We start from the raw sequence: 20,200 nt of genomic DNA on the forward strand, positions 1-20,200 counted from the left end.
CATTCCTCCCGAGGAACCCGGCCTCCCACGTCCTCACTGGTCACAGAAGTACTCAGCTGTGACCGGTGAGTACCGACATCGCTCACGGCAGCATCCACCCCAGCACCGCCGTGCTCTGCCCCCACACGATCAGACACATCACCAGCAGCAGCCCGGCGCTCCATGGCAGCACCTTGCGCAGCAGGTCGCCCTCCCGGCCCGCGAGGCCGACCGCCGCGCAGGCGATCGTCAGGTTCTGCGGCGAGATCATCTTGCCGAGGACGCCGCCCGAACTGTTCGCCGCGGCAAGGAGTTCCGGCGAGAGGCCCGACTGCTGGGCGGCCGTCACCTGGAGAGCGCCGAAGAGGGCGTTGGCCGAGGTGTCGGATCCGGAGACCGCGACGCCGAACCACCCCAGGACCGGTGACAAGAAGGCGAGCCCGGCGCCCGCGGCCGCCACGAAGTGCCCGATGGTGGCGGCCTGTCCGGACAGGTTCATGACGTACGCGAGGGCCAGCACGCTCGTCACCGTCAGGATCGCGAACCGCAGTTCGTGCACGGTGCCGAACCACTCACGCACCGCATCGCGCGCGTGCACCCCGATCACGACCGCGGTGAAGACGCCCGCGATCAGTACGAGCGTGCCGCCGGTGGAGACGAGCGGCAGCGTGAAGATGTTGCCGCCCACGGGCTTGCCGCTCGGGTCGGCGACGTTCAGGAAGGGCCAGTCGAAGACCCAGTTGGCCTTGGCGAGCCAGTCCTTGATGGCGGGGATCTGCGCCAGGGAGAAGATCACGACGATGAGCGCGTACGGGGCGTAGGCGCGCAGCACCTCGGACCGCGCGTCCTCCTCGTCGAGGTCCTCACTGCGTACGCCGGTCAGGACGGCGGCGCGTACGGGCTCGGCGGCCGGCCTGCGCGCGTGCGGCACCGCGACGAGGGCGCCGGCGCCCACCAGGGCGGCGCCGATGTCGGCGAGTTGGGCGGACACGTAGTTGGAGGCCACGAACTGGGCGACGGCGAAGGCGAATCCGCACGCGAGGGCGGGCACCCAGGTCTCGCGCAGGCCCCGCTTGCCGTCCACCAGGCCGACGAGCACGAGCGGCACCACGAGGGCCAGCAGCGGCGTCTGACGACCCACCACAGAGGCGACGGCGTCCAGCGGAAGGCCCGTCACCTGAGCCAGCGTCACGACCGGCGTGCCCATGGCCCCAAAGGCGACGGGTGCCGTGTTGGCGACGAGCGCGACGACCGCGGCCTTCACGGGGTCGAAGCCGAGCGCGACCAGCATCACCGAGCAGATGGCGACCGGCGCGCCGAATCCGGCCAGCGCCTCCAGTAGCGCGCCGAAACAGAACGCGACGACGAGCGCCTGGATGCGCGGATCGTCGGAGAGCCGCCCGAAGGAACGGCGCAGGATGTCGAAGTGCCGGGTGCGCACCGTCATCCGGTACACCCACAGGGCGTTGACGACGATCCACATGATGGGGAAAAGACCGAAGACCGCGCCCTGTGCGGCGCTGGAGACGGTCTGCCCAAGGGGCATGTCGTACACGAGCCAGCCGACGGCGGCTGCCACGGCGAGGCCGATCAGGCCCGCCCGGTGCGCCTTCATGCGCACGGCGCCGAGCAGGACGAGGACGGTCACGAGTGGCAGGGCCGCGACGAGGGCGGACAGGCCGAGCGAGCCGCCTACGGGCTCCAATTGCTGGACGAACACGTGCGCCTCCCGGAATCCCGGAGTCGGGTGGCGAAATCGTCGTGTCCTCAACAATCGCGGGTCAACGCGTACGACTGTGAAGATCCCGTGAAGGGGGCTGATCTACAAGGAAGTTGACCGAGGAAGTCGACTGGCCGCCGGCCCGGTCAGTTGTCGGGCGAGCGCAGCACACGGAGGTGGCCACGGCGCGCGACCTCCATGGGGTCCGCGGCGCGCGGCCCCGAGCCGCCGGCCTCGGCCGCGCGCTCCTGGGGGCGGGCCGCCTCGCGCACGGCGTTGGCGAGGGCCTCCAGGTCGTCCCCACTGGGGCGGCTGGGACCGCTGGTGTCGGCGAGGCGGACGACCTCCCAGCCACGCGGCGCGGTGAGGCGCTCGGAGTGCTCGGCGCACAGGTCGTAGCAGTGGGGTTCGGCGTAGGTGGCGAGCGGGCCGAGGACCGCGGTCGAGTCGGCGTAGACGTACGTCAGCGTCGCGACGGCGGGACGGCCGCAAGCGGTGCGCGAACAGCGACGTACAGGGCTCACAGCGTTGGACGGTACCGCACTCTTGAGCGGGCCGCGACGACTCTCCCCGAGGTCACCCCACCGTGTCGTGGCGTGACACGGCGCACACCACCGCGCGCGGGCGCCCCGATGACCTGCGTCTACCCCGGGTTGTGCGCCCCATGCGGCAATTGAAAGCGGTCACCACTCGGGGCATATAGCGCCAATTGCCGCGAGATCATCGATCCGGGAAAGAAGTTGAATCAGCCCCAAGATTGGCTTGATCGGTCAGGAAGCGACATGGAGCGCTCCGGCAGGCGCCGCCCCGCTTCCGGCGCCGCGGAGGACTACGCTGCGTCAGTGATGGAAAGGCCAGTCAACACAGACGACGCGGTTTCGCCGCCCTCCGGGGAACCGCGCCCGCCGCGCCGCCGCGACCGGCACGGCCGGGGCATGCGCGGCCCCGTGGCGCCGCCGCAGGTGCCGCTGTCCGCGAGCCGTGCCGAGGCCTTCTCCGACCTCGTACAGGACTCCGTGGAGCGCCTGGAGCGGCGCTGGCCGCAGCTCGCCGAGGTCGACTTCCTGATTCTGGACGTGCCCCGGCTGACGGCCGAGGACGAGGCGTGGGTCGGCGGCACGGTGCCGCTCGGCGGCACGGTCCCCGCGCAGGAGGACACCCCCGCGCGCGTGGTCATCTACCGGCGCCCCGTGGAGATCCGCACCAAGGGGCGCGAGGAGCAGGCGGCGCTCGTGCACGAGGTCGTCGTCGAGCAGGTCGCGGAGGTTCTGGGGCTCACCCCGGAGACCGTGGATCCCCGCTACGGGGACTACGGAGACGGCGAGGACTGACCCCGCCGCCCCGTAGGCAGCCGCCTTCTTTACGTAGGCAGCCGCTTCTTTATGTAGGCAGCTACTTCTGCACCACCGAGAGGTCCTCGTCCGCCTTCGGTACCGACACCATGCCCCGGTCGTCCGGCAGCGTCTGCACCGTGAACGCGGGGACGGATCCCTGCTTCCTCTCCAGCATCCGCGAGCCGTGGACCGGGCCGCCGGACACCGGCTCCACCGTCAGCGCGTAGCTGCCCTTCAGGCCGGACGGGACGGGCGGGGTGACCGACATGGTCGTGCCGCCCTTGACCGTGTACTCCTTCGTGGTCGCCGTGCCGCCCTCGGTGCCCGGGGACGCGGTGACCTTGACCTTGCCGGTCGACTCGGGGGCGGTCAGGGCGAGCGTGGAGCCCTTGGAGCGGTTGTCGGCGACCGTGGCGCGCGCGCCGATGCTCCGCGTGGCCGGGATGAACGCGGTCTCCTGGTCGGCGCCCTTGCCGCGCGTGACGCGCAGGGCGGCCACGACCGGCACGGAGCCCTCGGAGGGCGTCAGGATCAGCGACCCCGCGTCGCCGCGCGTCACCGCGCCGAGGTTGACGGCCGTGGTCATGCCTGACTTCAGGTGCAGCGTGTCGTGCCCGGCAGGCGCGATCTTGCCGCTGGAGGTCGCGAGCCGGACCTTCAGGTCGGCGTCGTCCTGCCCCGGTGCGAAGGCGACCAGGCGCACGTTCTTGGCGTCCTTCGGGATGCCGGGCAGCACGAGGGACGCGGCCGGGTCGGCGACGGCGGGCAGCCAGTCCCCGCCCTGCTTCTCGTCCACGTCCGACAGGGCCGCCCCGACCCGGCCGCTGCGCGCGGTCACGTGCAGCGTGAGGTTCGTGTACGCCTTGTCGGTCAACGTCGACAGCAGCACGGGGACGCTGGAGTGCGGCCCTACGGTGATGCCCTCGCCGACCTCGGACTTGATGGCCCCTTCGGGGCCGTACATCTGCACGTCCACGACCGCGGCCTCGTCGTCCGGGTTCGTGAGGTGGACGTAGTCGCTGCGGCCCTTGGCGGTGCTGGCGCCGGGGAAGTAGAAGTCCGTGTCGGGCTCCGAGCAGTTCACCCCAAGCAGGCCGCGGCCCGATCCTGCGGTCACGCTGGTCGTCTGCTGGACGGTCCAGCCGGGCGCGAGGGGGCCGTCGGCGGTGCCGGTCAGGGCGGGCGCCTCGGCCCCTGTGGCGTCGCCCGCGACGGGCGTGCCGGGCTTCTTCGGGGTGACGACCGCCTTGCCCTTCTTGCCGCCCTTGGCGGGCATCAGCTCGGCCGTGCCGGAGCCCTCGGTGCCCTTCGTCTCGGGCGTGTACGAGGTGTACGCGGTCTCGGCCAGGTCGGACTGGCTGGGCTCCGGGCACAGCAGGCTGGAGCGCTCGACAGGGAGGCGCGCGGCGGCCGCGTTGCCAGACGTGTCGTCCTCGCCGGGCGTGGTGGCCGCGGCGAAGCCCGTGACGGCGGCCAGGGCGGTCACGGCGACGATCAGGGACAGGGTCGTGCGGTTCACTGCTGGCTCCCGTCGGGGCGCTCATTGTCGGTGCCGTGGCCGTGCTGCTGCTCGTACGTCGGGTCGTACTGCGGGGGCTGGGGCTGAGGCATCTCGTACCCGCCTCCGTAGGCGTACGGGTCGTACTGGCCCGCCTGGTAGGGGTCGGCCTGCTGGTCGTACCCGTAGGCGCCGCCCTGGTACTGCTGCTCCCCCGCCGCGTACGTGCCGTACTCGGCGCCCGCGTAGCTGGGCTGGTCCCACTCCGCGTAGGTCTGCTGGTGCGGGAAGCCCGCCACCGGGACCTCCTCCGGAGGAGGAGGTATGTCGGCCCCGGGAACCGGCTGGGGCGCCGGCTCCGCCTGTGCCGCCTGCTCCGCCTCGGCCTGGGCGCGCAGTCGGCGGGCCCTTCGGCCGTCGCCCGCGAGGTCCTCCGCGGTCACCACGGGCTCGTCCGGCAGGTCGTCGTCGACGTTCTCGCGCCGGCCCGGCAGGGCGAGCACCACGAGGACGAGGGCGAGCGCGCCCTGCGCCCACAGCCAGGCGACGTGCGTGATCGGCGCGTCGTACGTGACGTCCAACGTGCCGCCCGATGAGGGCAGTTCGAAGCCCTGCGCCCAGCCGTCGACGGTGGTCTTCGTAAGAGGCGTGCCGTCCAGCGTCGCGGTCCAGCCCTCGGCGGACTGGTCGGCGAGGCGCAGGATGCGGCCCTCCTTGCCCTGCGGCACCTTCGTGTGCAGCTCGACGGGGCCCGCCGCGACCGGCACGGCCTCCTCCGCCGTGGAACCGGCGTCCGCCTTCGGCAGGACGACGGCCCGCGCCACCTGCCGGTCGACGCGCCACAGCGCCGTGCCGTCCTGCTGGCTGAGCCTGGTCAGGCCGGGCGTCGCGTCGAGGACGCGGCTCATCTCGCGCGGCGCACCGCCCCGTACGAGGACGTAGCGCACGGCGAAGCCGCCGAGCTGGTCGGCCTGGTCGGCGCCGGAGCCGGCGACCAGGTTGGCGACGACCTTGTCGAGCTTGGCGTTCTCGCCCGCGGCCTCGGTCAGCTCGCCGTCACCGAGACGCACGCCCGAGCCCCGCACCAGCGAGTACGCGACGTCGCCCGTGGAGCCGTCCATGACGAGCGTGCGGGCCTGGTCGCGGGTGCCGGCCTCCTCGGCGACGAACGCGGGCACCTGCACCGGGTCGCGCCGCTCGACGGGCCCGTCGGCGCCGCCGATCATCCAGCCCGCGGCGAGCAGCACAGGGCCCGCCGCCGCGGCGAACGCGATGAGCGCGGCCACCGGCTGACGCCAGCCGAAGCTCTGCTCGGCCACGCGCGAGCGGGCGCCGTCGGCGCCGAGCGCGGCAGCGGCCAGCAGCGCGATGCCGTAGACGAGGGTGGCGGGTCCTGCCCACGCCGAACCGTTCGACAGGGCCGCGAAGACGAGTGCCACGACGGCGACGGACCAGGAGGCGACGATCGCGCGGCGGCGCTCGTGGCGCAGCAGGGCGGCCAGCGCCGCGAGGACGATGCCGACGAGCAGCAGGCTGCCCGTGGTCCCGGCGCCGCCCGGCGACGCGCCGAGCAGTCCGAGCCCGGTCGCGGAGCCCGCCCCGTACGGGATTCCGGCCTCCTTGAAGAAGCCGAACGGGAGCAGCGAGAGGGACCACGGAGCGAGCATCAGCAGCGGCGTGCCGAGCACGGCCAGAAAACGCAGCCCGTAGGCGGTGATGTCGGAGCGCCGCACTACAAGGAGGGCGATGCCGAGGACGAGCGCGATCGGCCACACGATCGGCGTGAAGGCCGTCGTGATCGTGAGCAGCAGCGCGTACGCCCAGGTGGCCCGCCAGCTGCCGCGCCCGCCCTGAGTGTGTGTCAGGCCCGAAGCGGCGAGACCCGCGCGCGCGAGAAGCGGCAGCAGGATCGCAAGGACCGCGGTGCCGATGCGGCCGCCTGCGAGGGCGCCCGTGACGGCGGGCAGGAAGGCGTACGCGACGGCCGCCCACGCGCGCAGCAGGCGCGAGGTGACGAGTGGCCTGGACGCGAAGTACGCGGTGAAACCGGCGAGCGGCACCGAGCCGACGAGCAGCGCGGTGACCGCGAGCCCGGTGGAGCCGAACAGCACGGAGGCGAGGGTGGCGAGCAGCGCGAGGTACGGGGGCGCAGCCTGGGTGCCGCCCGTACTGGTGGCGTGCCAGGCGTCGACGTACCGCGCCCACAGCTCGGACGCGTCGGCGGGAGCCGGCAGCAGCGCGCCGCCCGCGAGCGCTCCGCCGCCCAGCAGCCCTCTACAGGCGATGAGGGAGACGAAGAGCAGCACCACCAGGAGCATCGGTCCGGGGTTGCGGGCGATGCGCTTGAGGCGCGCGAACCGCTCGACCCGGACGAATTCGGCGTCGTCGGGCGACACGAGGCCACCGCCACCGTGCCGGCCCGCCCTGGCGGTCTCCGGGTCGGAGCCTTCGAAGAGGCTCCCCGCCACCTGTTCGACGGTGAGCCGCACCGTCGCGCCCGGCGGCGGGAACAGCGGGCGGAGCTCCTTGGGGTCGACGACGCCGTTGCCGCGCTGCCTACGGGCGGCGAGAATCCGCCCCGGCCGCAGCAGCGTCGCCAGCAGACCGGTGATCTCGTCGAAGGCCTGTCCCGGCACCTTGCCCACGAGGTACGCGAGCGTACGGAGCAGCGTGCCGAACACGAGGCGGAGCAGGGCCCACGGAAGGGCCGCCCCGCGCGCGTTGGCCAGCAGCGTGTAGACGGCGCCCGCCTTGTCGACCTTGTGCGGCGACGTGGCGGTGCGGCCGACGCAGTCGACGGTGCGGCGCTCGCGGGAGGCGGCCTCAGCGTGCCGCACGACGGCTTCGGGGGCGACGACGACCCGGTGGCCCGCTGCGTGGGCGCGCCAGCACAGGTCGACGTCGTCACGCATCAGCGGCAGCCTGCGGTCGAAGCCTCCGAGCTGCTCGAAGACATCACGCCGGATCAGCATGCCGGCGGTGGACACGGACAGCACGGGCCGCACGTGGTCGTGCTGCCCCTGGTCCTGCTCGCGGCGGTCGAGGCCGGTCCAGCGGCGCCCGGAGTGGGCGATGGAGACGCCCACCTCGAGCAGCTGCCTGCGGTCGTACCAGCCGCGCAGCTTGGGGCCGACGATCGCGACGTCGCTGCCGGCCTCGCGCTCCCTCTCGACGACGCGCAGCATCTGGGCGAGCGCGTCGGGATCGGGCGCACAGTCGTCGTGCAGCAGCCACAGCCACTGCTCGGGTTCGCCGTGCGGCAGGTCCGGCATGTCGTACGCGTCGTCGCGCCAGGAGCGGCTGACGGGATCCCAGCCGCTGGGGCGCTTCAGGTACGGCAGCTCTTCGGGGGTGAGGACGCCCGCGCTGCGCACGGCTTCCTCGACGGCCTGGCCGAAGCCGGTGCGGCGCGCGAGGTGCAGAACGCGGTCGTCACCGATGGCCTGCGCGACGAGCGCGGCGGAGTCGTCGGCGCTGCCGGTGTCGGCCGCCATCGCGTTCTGTACGGGGCGCTCCTGGGAGAGCAGTCCTGTCAGAACGTCGGGCAGCCAGCGCGCTCCGTCGTGCGAGACGACGACGGCGGTGACGACATGCCTGGGGAACTCGGGGGCGCTGCTCGGGTCGACCCCTGCTGCGGGCCCCGGGTTGAACGCGGCGGCGGCAGTACCGAATTGGTCTGCCGAGTGGCTGTGCACGGACATCGAGGTACGGGCCCCGGTTCGTTGGACTGCGGTGGACGCCCGCGCCCGCTGGGGACACGGTGGCGTCCGGGACGGGGCCCCACACTAACGGCTGCCAACAACAGCGACCCGCCGCCTGTGGACAACCACTGGCAGCGGGCCGGAAAGCACCGCACATCTCGGGCGACGACGGGAGTTCGAGGACAGGCCCCAGGCCTGATCCGAACGACAGGCCCTAGACAGCGGCCTTCTTCAGTCGGCGGCGCTCGCGCTCGGAGAGGCCGCCCCAGATTCCGAAGCGTTCGTCGTTGGCGAGCGCGTATTCGAGGCACTCGGAGCGGACCTCACACGCGAGGCAGACCTTCTTGGCCTCTCTCGTGGAGCCGCCCTTCTCCGGGAAGAAGGATTCGGGGTCGGTCTGGGCGCACAGCGCGCGCTCCTGCCAGCCGAGTTCTTCTTCCGCGTCCTCGACCAGCAGATCCTGAAACGACTCGGTCATAGTGCGCCCCTCGTCTGTCCGTGCGTCCCCGTGATGTTGCCGTTACCGATTTCGGCTGAACGACACGAGTGAAATTACAAGTGTGCCGATCCGGGGCAGTCAAGCCGAGATCTGCTATTGGGCCCGTTATTCACTCTGCGGAACCAAGGCTATGCGGAAAGTGTTCAAATCGCCAAAAACCATGACACTTGCCCGCGGCTCATGCGGAGCCGGCCGCACTCCATGCAGTCACCCCTCCTTCGATGAACCGCTACAAGGAAGGACGCCGCAAAGATCACTGCCGTTCCGACGTTTGCACGCCTGGTTGCTGCGCCACATGTCCCGAGGCCTCGCTGCACAAACCTTTCGCCTGCCAAGGACACCGGATGAGGTGAACCATATTCCACAATCCGGACATTGGGTTGACAACAAGGGCATGACCCGCTGTCCTGTTGGGCATGCTCGCGATTTCGGCACCCTCGACGACCCGCACCGCCGGGTCCGTTCGCGTTGCCCTCGCGTGTTGTTGCTGTTCCAGCTGTTGAGTCGTTGAGCCTGTCGGCTCCGACCACGCTTCTTCTCATCTCAGTACGGCTCTGTGCACCGCACTCCCTTGAGGAACACCACCACCCCATGAACAGCGACAGCGACCTCCAGATCGCCGGCGACATCCTCGAAGTACCGCACCTGCTGCAGCCCGTCCGGGAGCACCCCGGGACGGTGGCCGAATTCGTCGGTCTCGCGCGCTCCATCGCCGCCGACCGCTCCCAGTGGGAGCACCTCGTCGAGTACGACGCCACGACCCGCTGGTACCACCGCCTGCGCACAGGACCCGGCTACGAGGTGTGGCTCCTGTCGTGGGTGCCGGGCCAGGGCAGCGGGCTGCACGACCACGGCGGATCCTCCGGCGTACTGACGCTGCTGCAGGGCGAACTGACGGAACGTACGGAAGGGGGCGTGCGGGCACTCGACACCGGCGCGCAGCGGGTCTTCGCGCCCGGTTACGCCCACGAGGTCGTCAACGACTCCCTGGAACCCGCGGTCAGCCTGCACGTCTACTTCCCCGGCCTGACCCGGATGCCCATGCACCCCCACGCCACCGACTCCGCCCGAGCGGCGGGAACCCCCTCCCCGACCTGCTCGGTCGCCGAAGGCACCGACGCCACTGTCTGAGACCGGCCGACGCGTTGTCAGAGGTGCCTGAGATGCTGGGCACATGCGCATTGTGGTTCTGGCAGGCGGCATCGGTGGTGCCCGGTTCCTTCGCGGTCTCAAGCAGGCCGCGCCGGACGGTGCGGCCATCACGGTCATCGGCAACACCGGGGACGACATCCACCTCTTCGGTCTGAAGGTCTGTCCGGACCTCGACACGGTGATGTACACGCTGGGCGGCGGCATCAACGAGGAGCAGGGCTGGGGACGTACGGACGAGGCGTTCACGGTCAAGGAGGAGCTCGCGGCGTACGGGGTCGGACCCAAGTGGTTCGGGCTCGGCGACCGGGACTTCGCGACCCACATCGTCCGTACGCAGATGCTGGCCGCGGGCTACCCGCTCAGCGCGGTCACCGAGGCCCTGTGCGAGCGGTGGCAGCCGGGCGTGCGGCTCCTGCCCATGTCGGACGACCGCGTGGAGACGCACGTGGCGGTCGATGTGGACGGCGAGCGCAAGGCCGTGCACTTCCAGGAGTACTGGGTGAAGCTGCGCGCCTCCGTGGACGCGCAGGCCGTGGTGCCGGTCGGCGCCCAGGAGGCGAAGCCCGCACCGGGCGTCCTGGAGGCCATCGCCGAGGCCGACGTGATCATCTTCCCGCCGTCGAACCCCGTGGTGAGCGTCGGGACGATCCTGGCGGTCCCCGGGATCCGGGAGGCCATCGCCGAGTCCGACGCCCCCGTCATCGGGCTCTCGCCGATCGTCGGTGACGCCCCGGTGCGCGGCATGGCCGACAAGGTGCTCGCGGCCGTGGGCGTCGAGTCCAGCGCGGCCGCCGTCGCCGAGCACTACGGCGTGGGGCTGCTCGACGGCTGGCTGGTCGACACCGTGGACGAGAAGGCCGTGGAGCGGGTCGAGGCGGCCGGGATCCCGTGCCGGGCCGTGCCGCTGATGATGACGGACCCCGTGGAGGGCACCGCCGCCGCGGAGATGGCGCGCGAGGCGCTGAAGCTCGCGGAGGAGGTGCGGGGCGCGTGACCGGAACCCCGGGCTTTCGCGCGTGGGCCCTCGCCGGCATTCCCGAGGTGCGGGAGGGCGACGACATCGCGAAGCTGATCGTCGCCGCCGAGCCGGGGCTCGTCGACGGTGACGTACTGCTCGTCACCTCGAAGATCGTCAGCAAGGCCGAGGGCCGCGTGATGCTGGCCGACGACCGGGAGGCCGCGATCGACGCCGAGACCGTACGGGTCGTGGCGCGGCGCGGCACGCTGCGGATCGTCGAGAACAAGCTGGGGCTCGTGATGGCCGCGGCAGGGGTCGACGCCTCCAACACCCCTGCAGGGACAGTGCTGTTGCTGCCCGAGGATCCGGACGCCTCGGCGGCCGCGATCCGGGACGGCGTGCGGGACGCACTCGGAGTGGACGTCGGGGTCGTCGTCACCGACACCTTCGGCAGGCCGTGGCGGAACGGGCTGACGGATGTCGCCATCGGGGCGGCAGGCGTGCGCGTACTCGACGACCTGCGGGGCGGCACGGACGCGTACGGGAATCCGCTCAGCGCCACCGTGGTGGCCACCGCCGACGAGCTGGCGGCCGCGGGTGACCTCGTGAAGGGGAAGGCCGGCGGTCTTCCGGTCGCCGTGGTGCGCGGTCTCGACGCGGCCGCGGCCGAGGGTGAACAGGGCGGATCCGCAAGGGAGTTGGTGCGGGTCGCGCGCGACGACATGTTCCGGCTCGGCACGTCGGAGGCGGTACGGGAGGCCGTGACGCAGCGGCGGACCGTGCGGGCGTTCACCGACGAGCCGGTCGACCCGGGGGCCGTGCGGCGGGCCGTCGCCGCGGCCGTCACGGCGCCCGCGCCGCATCACACGACGCCGTGGCGGTTCGTGCTGCTGGAGTCGGAGGAGTCGCGGACGCGGCTGCTCGACGCGATGCGGGACGCGTGGGTTGCTGATTTGCGGCGGGACGGGAAGAGCGAGGAGTCGATCGCGAAGCGGGTGCGGCGCGGGGATGTGCTCCGTAACGCGCCCTACCTGGTGGTGCCTTGTCTCGTGATGGACGGGTCGCACACGTACGGGGACGCGCGGCGGGATGCCGCCGAGCGGGAGATGTTCGTGGTGGCCACCGGGGCCGGGGTGCAGAACTTCCTGGTCGCCCTGGCCGGGGAGCGGCTCGGGTCCGCGTGGGTCTCGTCGACCATGTTCTGCCGGGATGTCGTACGGGACGTGCTCGGGCTGCCTCAGGCGTGGGACCCGATGGGGGCCGTCGCGGTGGGGCATGCGGCGGGGGCGCCGGGGGTGCGGCCGGAGCGGAGTGTCTCCGACTTCGTGGAGGTTCGGTAGGGGCGGTCGGCCGCCCGGGCTTCGTGGAGGTTCGGTAGGGCAGCCCGGCCGCTGTGGCGGCGAGCCTTGGCTCACCACTCCGCGATGTTCACCCTGCGCATCTTGGGTTGCCTGCGCGGTGGTGAGACGCCGCTGAGCATGATCAGGCGGGCCGCCCGGTGGCGCTGGCCCGCGTACGGGGCCAGGAGTTCCAGCATGTCCTCGTCCGTCGCGTCCCTGTTGGCCGCGAGGGCGTAGCCGACGATGCCGGGCAGGTGCAGATCGCCCGTCGTCACCTCGTCCGGGGCGCCGTGCGTGCGCTGGACCGTCTCCGCGGAGGTCCAGGGGCCGATGCCGGGGACCAGTTCCAGACGGGCGCGGGCCGCCGCGGGCTCCATCTGTGCCGCCTCCTCAAGGCGGCGGGCCACCTTTGCGGACCTGATGATCGTCGCGGCGCGCTTGTTGTCCACGCCTGCCTTGTGCCACTCCCAGGACGGGATCAGCGCCCACGTGCGGGGGTCCGGCATCACGCGCATGCGCAGTTCTTCGCCGGCCGGGCCCGGGGCCGGTTCGCCGTACTTGTTCAGGAGCAGGCGCCAGGCGCGGTACGCCTCGTCCGTCGTGACCTTCTGTTCCAGGATCGACGGGATCAGGGACTCGAGGATCAGGCCCGTGCGGGTGAGGCGGAGGCCGGGGCGGCGGCGGGTCGTCTGTGCGACGAGGCGGTGGCGGGGTTCGAAGGCGGTGGGGTCGTCCGACTCGCCGAGCAGGTGCGGGAGTTGGGACAGGAACCAGGTGGCGCCCGGTCCCCAGGCGTGTGCCTCGACGGTTGTCGTGTCGGGGTGGTGGGTTACGCGGAGTGTGGCCGGGCCCTCCGGGGTGCGGCTGGCTCGCCACAGGGCGCCGGTCGGCGTGGTGCGGAAGGTGGGGTCGGCCGGGCCGCGGCGCAGGGGGCCGAGGGTGAGGCCGAGGTGGAGGGGGGTTTCCGGGGTGTGGGTGTGCGTGTGAACGGTTGGGGTGGTGGGGGGCGCCGGGGTGGGGGTGGGTACGTGGGTTTCGCCGCCGCGCACGGTTGTGCGGGTGGGTGGGGGTTGCGTACGGGGGGCGTATCGGCGGCCGGCCACGGGGTCCTTCGGGTGGGGCGGGTGGGTCTTCGAGGGTAGGGGGTTTTCTTCCCCGACCCGCCCCTTCCCGGAACTGGGGGCTCTGCCCCCAGACCCCCGCGCCTCAATCGCCGGCGGGGCTTGAAATGCGAAGCGGCCTCACTGGTCCGATGAGAAGCGGATGGAGGCCGGGGGGAGGGTTGTGTTGCACCAGATGCGGGCGCCGGATTGGAGTTCGTTGTCCGCGCCCACGTGGGCGCCGTCGCCTATCACCGCGTCCTTGAGGGTCGTGCGGGCGCCCACGCGGGCGGCGGTGCCGACCAGGGAGTCCGTGATCACCGCACCCGGTTCGATCACCGCGTCGGGCAGGATCGCGGAGCCGGAGATGCGCGCGCCCTCGCCGATCAGCGCACCCTCGCCCACGACCGTGCCCTCGGTGAGCTTCGCGTCCGGGGCCACCCGTGCCGTCGGCAGGATCAGGCGGTCGCCGCGGCGACCGGGGACGGCGGGCGACGGGGCGCGGCCCATGACCAGGTCGGCGGAGCCGCGGACGAAGGCCTGGGGGGTGCCGAGGTCCAGCCAGTAGGTCGAGTCGACCATGCCCTGGAGGTGGGCGCCGGAGGACAGGAGGTCGGGGAACGTCTCGCGTTCCACCGAGACCGGGCGGCCCGTGGGGATCGTGTCGATGACCGAGCGGCGGAAGACGTACGCGCCCGCGTTGATCTGGTCCGTGACGATCTCTTCGGGGGTCTGGGGTTTTTCGAGGAACGCCGTCACCCGGCCCGTGTCGTCCGTGGGGACCAGGCCGTACGCGCGCGGGTCCTCGACGCGGGAGAGGTGGAGGGAGACGTCCGCGCCGGTCGTCTTGTGTTCGTCGACCAGCGCGGCGATGTCGAGGCCCGTGAGGATGTCGCCGTTGAAGATCAGGACCGGGTCGTCGGGGCCCGAGTGCAGGCGCGAGGCGACGTTGCGGATGGCGCCGCCGGTGCCGAGGGGCTCGACCTCGGTGACGTACTCGATGTGCAGGCCGAGGCCGGAGCCGTCACCGAAGTACGGCTCGAAGACCTCGGCCAGGTACGAGGTGGCCAGAACGATGTGGTCGACGCCCGCCGCCTTCGCGCGCGCCAGCTGGTGCGTGAGGAACGGCACACCGGCCGCCGGGACCATCGGTTTCGGGGTGTTCACCGTGAGTGGCCGGAGTCTGGTGCCCTTGCCGCCGACCAGGAGGATCGCTTCTGTCACCTGTCGTCTCTGCTTCCTGCTTGGGCCGGCCGAACTGTCTTTCGGCCGGCCAGTGTATGCAGACCGTGCGAGGCGCCCAGGCCGGCCGGCGTCAGCGACCCTGTAGGTGGGCGGAGCTGGAGCGGGCACTGCCGAGCTTGTTGTAGAGACGGCGTCCCGGACATTCGGTCGCGAAACCGTCCCTGTGACCGGAGATCACCTTGAGTCGTACATTCTTTCCCTTGCGGTAGAGATTGCCACCGCCCGACTTCAGATATGTAGACCCGCGCGGATTCGCGCCGTAGAGCCCGAGCTTCCAGGCCGTGAGACGCGCGATGGCCCTGACGGCCGCGGAGGGCGGGTTGGAGCTGCCGTACGTGCCCAGGACCGCGATGCCCGTGCTGTTGGTGTTGAAGCCGAGGGTGTGTGCGCCCATGACCGGCTTGGCGACGCCACCGGCCCGTCCTTCGTAGATGTTTCCGCACTTGTCCACGAGGAAGTTGTAGCCGATGTCACGCCAGCCACTGCTCTTGACGTGGTAGCGGTAGATACTGCGGATGACTGAAGGGGCTTGCGAGCAGCGGTAGTTGTTGCCGGAAGCACTGTGGTGGACGAAGGCGGCCTTGACGGTTTTGGTGTAGCCGAGTTTGCGTTCCCGGAGTTTCTCGTTGGCGCCCCAGCCCTTGCGCGTGATGATGCGCGGGCGCGGGCCGATGAACGGGCGGGACTCGGCCGCGGCCGGCTTGCCGCCGCGGGCCTCGATCAGTTCGTCCTCCGTCTGCTTCTTGTCGAGGGCGGGGATGACGCCGGCGTTGGCCCCTTCGGCGCGGGAGCCCTGCGGGGGCTCCTCGCCGGGGTCGACGAGTTCGAGGCGCAGGCCCTTGGGGAGGGGGGACGGCTGCGCGGCGCGCTCGGGCTCGTCCGACTTCACGCGGACTTCCACGCCGTCGCTGTCGCCGACCCAGAGCGGGGCGGTCGAGCCGTGCAGGCTGCCCGCGGCGCGTTCCGGGGTGTCCAGGTCGGGGGCGTCGTCGTTGTGGGTCTCCACGTCCTGCCAGGTGGACCAGCGGGTGGTGTCCGTGGTTCGCGTACGCACTTGTACGTGGCCGTCGAGGTGGGCGTCCGGGTCGTCCCAGACGACGCCGACGAGGGAGAAGGGGCGCACGTCGCGGCGTGCGAGCCCCTGTTCTTGCGGGGCGCCGGCGGCGCGTGTCGAGGTGCTGCCGGGTGACGATTCGAGGGGCAGGGACTGGGTGCTGCCGGGGACCGCTTCGCGCGTCGGGGACGGCGCGGCGTGCGAGGCCGTGGGCAGAGTGAGCGGGAGGGCCAGGGCCGCCGCGCAGGTGACACCGATCGATGAAGCCAGAAATCCACGCATGCGCACGATCGTGTGCGGATCCTTGGGCATCGGCCATTGGGGAGGGTCATACGGGTGTTGGCGGGGTGCCGTTGCGCGGCGCCGGGGTGCCGCAAGGCGGCGACAGCCCACCGCCACGGGAGGGGAGCCGGGTCGGGTCGGGCCCGGTGCGTAGGGTGGTTTGTGTGAATGTTGCTGCTCGTACTCCCGCCGCTCTGCTTCAGGCCGCTCTCGTCGCCGATCCGGGGCGGCCGCTCGTCACCTTCTATGACGACGCGACCGGGGAGCGCGTGGAGTTGTCCGTGGCCACGCTCGCGAACTGGGTGTCCAAGACCGCCAATCTGCTCCAGGGCGACCTGAACGCCGAACCCGGCGACCGCCTCGCCCTGTTGCTGCCCGCCCACTGGCAGACCGCGGTGTGGCTGCTGGCCTGTTCGTCCGTCGGGGTCGTCGCCGAGGTCGGCGGGGATCCGGCCGGAGCTGATCTCGTCGTCAGCGGGCCCGACACGCTCGACGCCGCCCGCGCCTGCTCCGGGGAGCGGATCGCGCTCGCGCTGCGGCCGCTCGGCGGGCGGTTCCCGCAGCCGCCCGAGGGCTTCCTCGACTACGCCGTCGAAGTACCGGGGCAGGGCGACCGGTTCGCCCCCTTCGCACCGGTCGACGCGGACGAGCCCGCGCTCGTCGTGGCCGGCGCCGAGCTGACGGGCGCCGAGGTCGTCGAGAAGGCCGCCGCCGACGCCACCGCGCTCGGGCTGACCGGACCCGGTTCGCGGCTGCTGTCCGGTCTTGCGTACGACACCTGGCAGGGGCTCGCCGCGGGTCTCTACGCGCCGCTGGCCACCGGCGGCTCCGTCGTGCTGTGCCGCAACCTCGACCGGCTCGACGAAGAGGCCCTCGCCAAGCGGGTGGAGAGCGAGCGGGTCACCGCGACCGCCCGCTGAGCCAATAAGCCCGCTGACCTCGTAGGGAAGCACAGCTAGTCCGTTCGGCTCAGCTCCCCCGGCCCGTTCGCGCGGTGGGGTCCATGGTCGTAGGTACGCCTACGTTTCCATGAGGGGGACCTGTACGTGACCGACTCCGCTGCCACGCCCCCGGACCCCGGGCCGGCCCACGGCTCCTCGCCCACCGGCGCGGGGCGCGCGCGGCGGCGCAGGAGATGGCTGCGGTACTCGGCGATCTGCGCGGCCTTCCTGGTGCTCGTCGCCGGCGGCGTCGGCTGGATCGCGTACGACAGGCTCAACGGGAACATCACCGAGGACACGGACACCGCCGCCGAGCTCGCGCGCTACGAGAAGGAACGGCCCACCGTGCTGGCCGAGGGCGCGCAGAACCTGCTGCTCATCGGCTCCGACTCGCGGGCGGGCAAGAACGGGAAGTACGGCCGCAACGACGGCACCCAGCGCTCCGACACCACGATCCTGTTGCACGTCGCGGCGGACCGGAAGAGCGCGACGGCCGTCTCGTTCCCGCGCGATCTGATGACCGAGGTGCCGACCTGCCGGCAGCGGGACGGCTCCCGGCACGACGAGATGTTCGCGATGTTCAACTACGCCTTCGAGGTGGGCGGTTCGGCCTGCACGATCCGTACGGTCGAGAAGATGACGGGAGTCCGGGTCGACCACCACATGGTCGTGGACTTCGACGGGTTCAAGGACATGGTGAACGCCGTCGGCGGCGTCACGGTGTGCCTGGACCGGCCGATCGACGACGACGACGCGCATGTGCGGCTGGCCGCGGGCACCCACCATCTGAACGGCGAGCAGGCCCTGGGCTACGTACGCGCCCGCAAGAGCCTCGGCAACGGCAGCGACACCGACCGGATGGACCGTCAGCAGCGGTTCCTCGGCGCGCTCGTCGCGAAGGTGCAGAGCAACGGCGTGCTGCTGAACCCGACCCGGCTCTACCCCGTGCTCAACGCCGCCACTTCCTCGCTGACCACCGACCCCGGACTCGCCAGCCTGCGCGGCCTCTACGACCTGGTGCGCGGCATGCGCGGCATTCCCGCCGATCGCGTCCGCTTCCTGACGGTGCCCCGCGAGTCGTACGAGTACAACGCCAATCGGGACCAGCTCGTGCAGCCCGCGGCCGAGCGGTTGTTCACGCAGCTGCGCAAGGACACGCCCGTGAAGGTGGCCGAACAGTCGTCCCCGGCCGAGGAGTACGGCGCGCAGGACGAATACGGCACAGACGGCGAATCAGGCGGATACTCCGACGGATACGACGAGTACGACGAATACGGCAGCTACGGCAGCGTCGGGAAACCCGGCGCCTCTGCCGCCCCCACCTTTCGTGGCAACACGGCCGGACAGGCCTCCTGCGGCTGAGAACGGACGTCCGGACGGCGCCTCAACGGCCCCTGGGTAAAGCGGAAGTCATCAACCGACTCACAGGTTCAAAGATATGGTCCGTATTGCCCAGTTGTATGGGAGTGGAATTTGTCACCGTCCTCGCTTGACGCTGAACTGGGCGGATAGTGTGAGCGATCCGGTGCACCCGGCCATGCTTGCGAGCCAGGTCGCGCACTACTGACCGACTTGACCGGGCGCCCGCTTTTAAGGGGGGTGGGGCGCCGCGTGGCCCCGACGGAGGACACAGACAACCGTGGACGCGCAAGGCCGTGGGCGGGCGGAGAACATCGACCCCGCAGATCAGTGGGTGCTCAACCCCCACACCGGTGACTACGAACTGCGACTGACCCCCTCCGCTGGGCAGTCGGCAGTGCCCAGCCCGCGCCGCGCCGCGCCGCGCGGTGGCGGTTCCCGCCGTGGCAATCCGCAGGGTGGCGGCGGCGGTCGACGCGACGTTCCTCCGCAGCGCAGACGCCGTGAGGCGCCCGCGCAGGACCAGGGCTCCGGCCGGCGGCGTTCGCGGCCGAAGAAGAAGTCGAAGGCCAAGAAGGTCATGCTGTGGACGGCCGGCGGCATGGCCATGGTCGTCCTGGTGGGAGCCGGAGTCGGCTACTGGTACTGGGAGCACCTCAACGGCAACATCACGTCGCAGGACGTGGTCGGCGCCAAGAACGGCTTCGCCAAGGACGAGGCGATCAACGTCCTCGTCATGGGTACCGACAAGCGCACCGGCAAGGGCAACGAGGGCTACGGCGACAAGGGCAGCGTCGGCCACGCCGACACCAATGTGCTGCTGCACGTCTCCAAGGACCGTACGAACGCGACCGCGTTGAGCATTCCGCGCGACCTCGTCGTGGACGTGCCGGACTGCGAGGTGAAGCAGAAGGACGGCTCGCTCAAGACCATCAAGGGCACGCCGAACGTCCGCTTCAACACCAGCCTCGGACAGGACGAACGCGACGCCGGCTGTGTCATGAAGACCGTCAAGGCGGTCACGGGCATCACCGTCGACCACTTCATGATGGCGGACTTCAACGCGGTGAAGACGCTGTCCAGCGCCGTGGGCGGGGTCCAGGTCTGCGTCGGCAAGGATGTCAACGATCCGGACTCGCACCTCAAGTTGTCGGCGGGCACGCACAATCTGGAGGGCGAGCAGGCGCTGGCCTTCCTGCGCACCCGGCACAGCTTCGGCAACCAGGGCGACCTGGACCGGATCAAGGTGCAGCAGCAGTTCCTCGGTTCGCTCGCCCGCAAGATGAGTTCGAGCGACACGCTCACCAACCCGCGCAAGCTGACGAGCCTCGCCGAGGCGGCGACCAAGGCGCTCACCGTCGACAAGGGCATCGGCAGCCTGAGCAGCCTCAAGGACCTGGCCCTTGAGATCAGGAAGGTGCCGCCGAAGAACCTGTCGTTCACCACGGTTCCCGTGATCGACAACCCGGCGGAGCCGACTCCCGTGACCGTCGTCGTGAACCCGACGGCCGGGCCGCCGGTCTTCAACGCGATCAAGAACGACGTGTCCCTCACGGAGACGAAGAAGAAGCAGAAGGAGAAGCAGGCGGCGAAGCTCAAGGGCTCCAAGTCCGCCGCCTCCGCGGTCCGCGTCAACATCTACAACGGCAGTGGCAAGACCGGCGCCGCTCAGGAAACTCTCACGGAACTGCAGAACAATGAGGGCGTACTGAAGTCGAGCCAGATGGGCAACAAGCCGAATCAGGCGAAGACGAGCCTCGAGTACTCGCCGAACCAGGCGAGTCAGGCCCGGCGGCTCGCGGACATCATGGGCCTTCCGGCGTCCGCGCTGAAGGAGGGCCAGAGCGAGACCAACGATCAGGGGCTGCCGGCGATGAAGCTCATCCTCGGCGGCGACTTCAAGGGTGCGGGGACACCCGTCGACGGAGCTTCGGCAAAGGCGCCGGAGGTCGACAAGACAACAGCGGACAAGGCTGTGTGCGCCAAGTGACCAACCTCGGCCGCCTGTTGACTGTCTAAGTAAGTGACAGAGGGCGGC

15 protein-coding genes are annotated in these 20,200 nt (G+C 71.1%); 7 read left to right on the forward strand and 8 right to left on the reverse strand.

Annotated elements, in window-relative coordinates; all coding sequences use genetic code 11:
• Positions 1 to 82: 82 nt before the first annotated feature.
• Together OHA73_RS18385 and OHA73_RS18390 are read right to left on the reverse strand one after the other, a co-directional pair.
• Entirely contained in the window at positions 83 to 1,699 is a 1,617-nt protein-coding gene (locus tag OHA73_RS18385; protein WP_266710937.1) for an L-lactate permease, read from the reverse strand.
• 146 nt (positions 1,700 to 1,845) lie between these two features.
• Positions 1,846 to 2,223: a DUF3499 domain-containing protein gene (locus OHA73_RS18390; RefSeq protein ID WP_266563502.1), complete on the reverse strand. Its 378-nt coding sequence runs from the start codon at positions 2,221 to 2,223 to the stop codon at positions 1,846 to 1,848.
• A 321-nt stretch (positions 2,224 to 2,544) separates the two neighbouring features.
• Between OHA73_RS18390 and OHA73_RS18395 the strand changes: the two genes are divergently transcribed.
• Positions 2,545 to 3,030 carry a metallopeptidase family protein gene (locus OHA73_RS18395; RefSeq protein WP_267070228.1) on the forward strand — a complete coding sequence of 162 codons (486 nt, stop codon included), beginning with the start codon at positions 2,545 to 2,547 and terminating at the stop codon, positions 3,028 to 3,030.
• Positions 3,031 to 3,091: 61 nt separating this feature from the next.
• Here OHA73_RS18395 and OHA73_RS18400 read toward each other — a convergent pair whose 3' ends face one another.
• From OHA73_RS18400 to OHA73_RS18410, 3 genes are all read right to left on the reverse strand, one after another.
• Positions 3,092 to 4,552 carry a DUF5719 family protein gene (locus OHA73_RS18400; protein WP_267070227.1) on the reverse strand — a complete coding sequence of 487 codons (1,461 nt, stop codon included), beginning with the start codon at positions 4,550 to 4,552 and terminating at the stop codon, positions 3,092 to 3,094.
• Positions 4,549 to 8,232: a glycosyltransferase family 2 protein gene (locus tag OHA73_RS18405; protein WP_267070226.1), complete on the reverse strand. Its 3,684-nt coding sequence runs from the start codon at positions 8,230 to 8,232 to the stop codon at positions 4,549 to 4,551. The genes OHA73_RS18400 and OHA73_RS18405 overlap by 4 nt, the downstream gene beginning before the upstream one ends.
• A 214-nt stretch (positions 8,233 to 8,446) precedes the next feature.
• Complete coding sequence (locus OHA73_RS18410) at positions 8,447 to 8,710, reverse strand: WhiB family transcriptional regulator (protein ID WP_127831770.1); 264 nt, start codon at positions 8,708 to 8,710, stop codon at positions 8,447 to 8,449.
• A gap of 612 nt (positions 8,711 to 9,322) precedes the next feature.
• Between OHA73_RS18410 and OHA73_RS18415 the strand changes: the two genes are divergently transcribed.
• Genes OHA73_RS18415 through OHA73_RS18425 form a run of 3 tightly spaced genes read left to right on the forward strand, consistent with a single transcriptional unit; the run spans position 9,323 to position 12,181 of the window.
• Positions 9,323 to 9,862 (forward strand): cysteine dioxygenase, encoded by a 540-nt coding sequence (locus OHA73_RS18415; RefSeq protein WP_267070225.1) that lies wholly within the window; start codon positions 9,323 to 9,325, stop codon positions 9,860 to 9,862.
• A gap of 43 nt (positions 9,863 to 9,905) precedes the next feature.
• Positions 9,906 to 10,877 carry a 2-phospho-L-lactate transferase gene (gene cofD / locus OHA73_RS18420; RefSeq protein WP_266710941.1) on the forward strand — a complete coding sequence of 324 codons (972 nt, stop codon included), beginning with the start codon at positions 9,906 to 9,908 and terminating at the stop codon, positions 10,875 to 10,877.
• Positions 10,874 to 12,181 (forward strand): coenzyme F420-0:L-glutamate ligase, encoded by a 1,308-nt coding sequence (locus OHA73_RS18425; protein ID WP_327655567.1) that lies wholly within the window; start codon positions 10,874 to 10,876, stop codon positions 12,179 to 12,181. The genes cofD and OHA73_RS18425 overlap by 4 nt, the downstream gene beginning before the upstream one ends.
• 71 nt (positions 12,182 to 12,252) lie before the next feature.
• On the opposite strand, the gene OHA73_RS18430 is transcribed toward OHA73_RS18425, so the two are convergent.
• The 3 genes from OHA73_RS18430 to OHA73_RS18440 form a co-directional block, all read right to left on the reverse strand.
• Complete coding sequence (locus OHA73_RS18430) at positions 12,253 to 13,230, reverse strand: DNA-3-methyladenine glycosylase family protein (RefSeq protein WP_443063091.1); 978 nt, start codon at positions 13,228 to 13,230, stop codon at positions 12,253 to 12,255.
• Positions 13,231 to 13,422: 192 nt separating this feature from the next.
• Positions 13,423 to 14,505 (reverse strand): nucleotidyltransferase family protein, encoded by a 1,083-nt coding sequence (locus OHA73_RS18435; protein WP_266710945.1) that lies wholly within the window; start codon positions 14,503 to 14,505, stop codon positions 13,423 to 13,425.
• A 91-nt stretch (positions 14,506 to 14,596) separates the two neighbouring features.
• The gene (locus tag OHA73_RS18440) at positions 14,597 to 15,862 is read right to left on the reverse strand and encodes a peptidoglycan recognition protein family protein (protein WP_266710947.1); all 1,266 of its coding nucleotides are present in this window, start codon (positions 15,860 to 15,862) and stop codon (positions 14,597 to 14,599) included.
• Between the two features lie 164 nt (positions 15,863 to 16,026).
• Here OHA73_RS18440 and OHA73_RS18445 point away from each other — a divergent pair, with 164 nt between their 5' ends.
• The 3 genes from OHA73_RS18445 to OHA73_RS18455 all read left to right on the forward strand — a co-directional run bounded on the left by OHA73_RS18445 (position 16,027) and on the right by OHA73_RS18455 (position 20,152).
• The gene (locus OHA73_RS18445) at positions 16,027 to 16,782 is read left to right on the forward strand and encodes a TIGR03089 family protein (RefSeq protein WP_327655569.1); all 756 of its coding nucleotides are present in this window, start codon (positions 16,027 to 16,029) and stop codon (positions 16,780 to 16,782) included.
• A gap of 126 nt (positions 16,783 to 16,908) precedes the next feature.
• Positions 16,909 to 18,165: an LCP family protein gene (locus OHA73_RS18450; RefSeq protein WP_327655570.1), complete on the forward strand. Its 1,257-nt coding sequence runs from the start codon at positions 16,909 to 16,911 to the stop codon at positions 18,163 to 18,165.
• A 277-nt stretch (positions 18,166 to 18,442) separates the two neighbouring features.
• Positions 18,443 to 20,152: an LCP family protein gene (locus OHA73_RS18455; protein ID WP_327655571.1), complete on the forward strand. Its 1,710-nt coding sequence runs from the start codon at positions 18,443 to 18,445 to the stop codon at positions 20,150 to 20,152.
• Positions 20,153 to 20,200 lie beyond the last annotated feature (48 nt).

Source organism: Streptomyces sp. NBC_00483 (genome assembly GCF_036013745.1).
Lineage (GTDB): Bacteria > Actinomycetota > Actinomycetes > Streptomycetales > Streptomycetaceae > Streptomyces.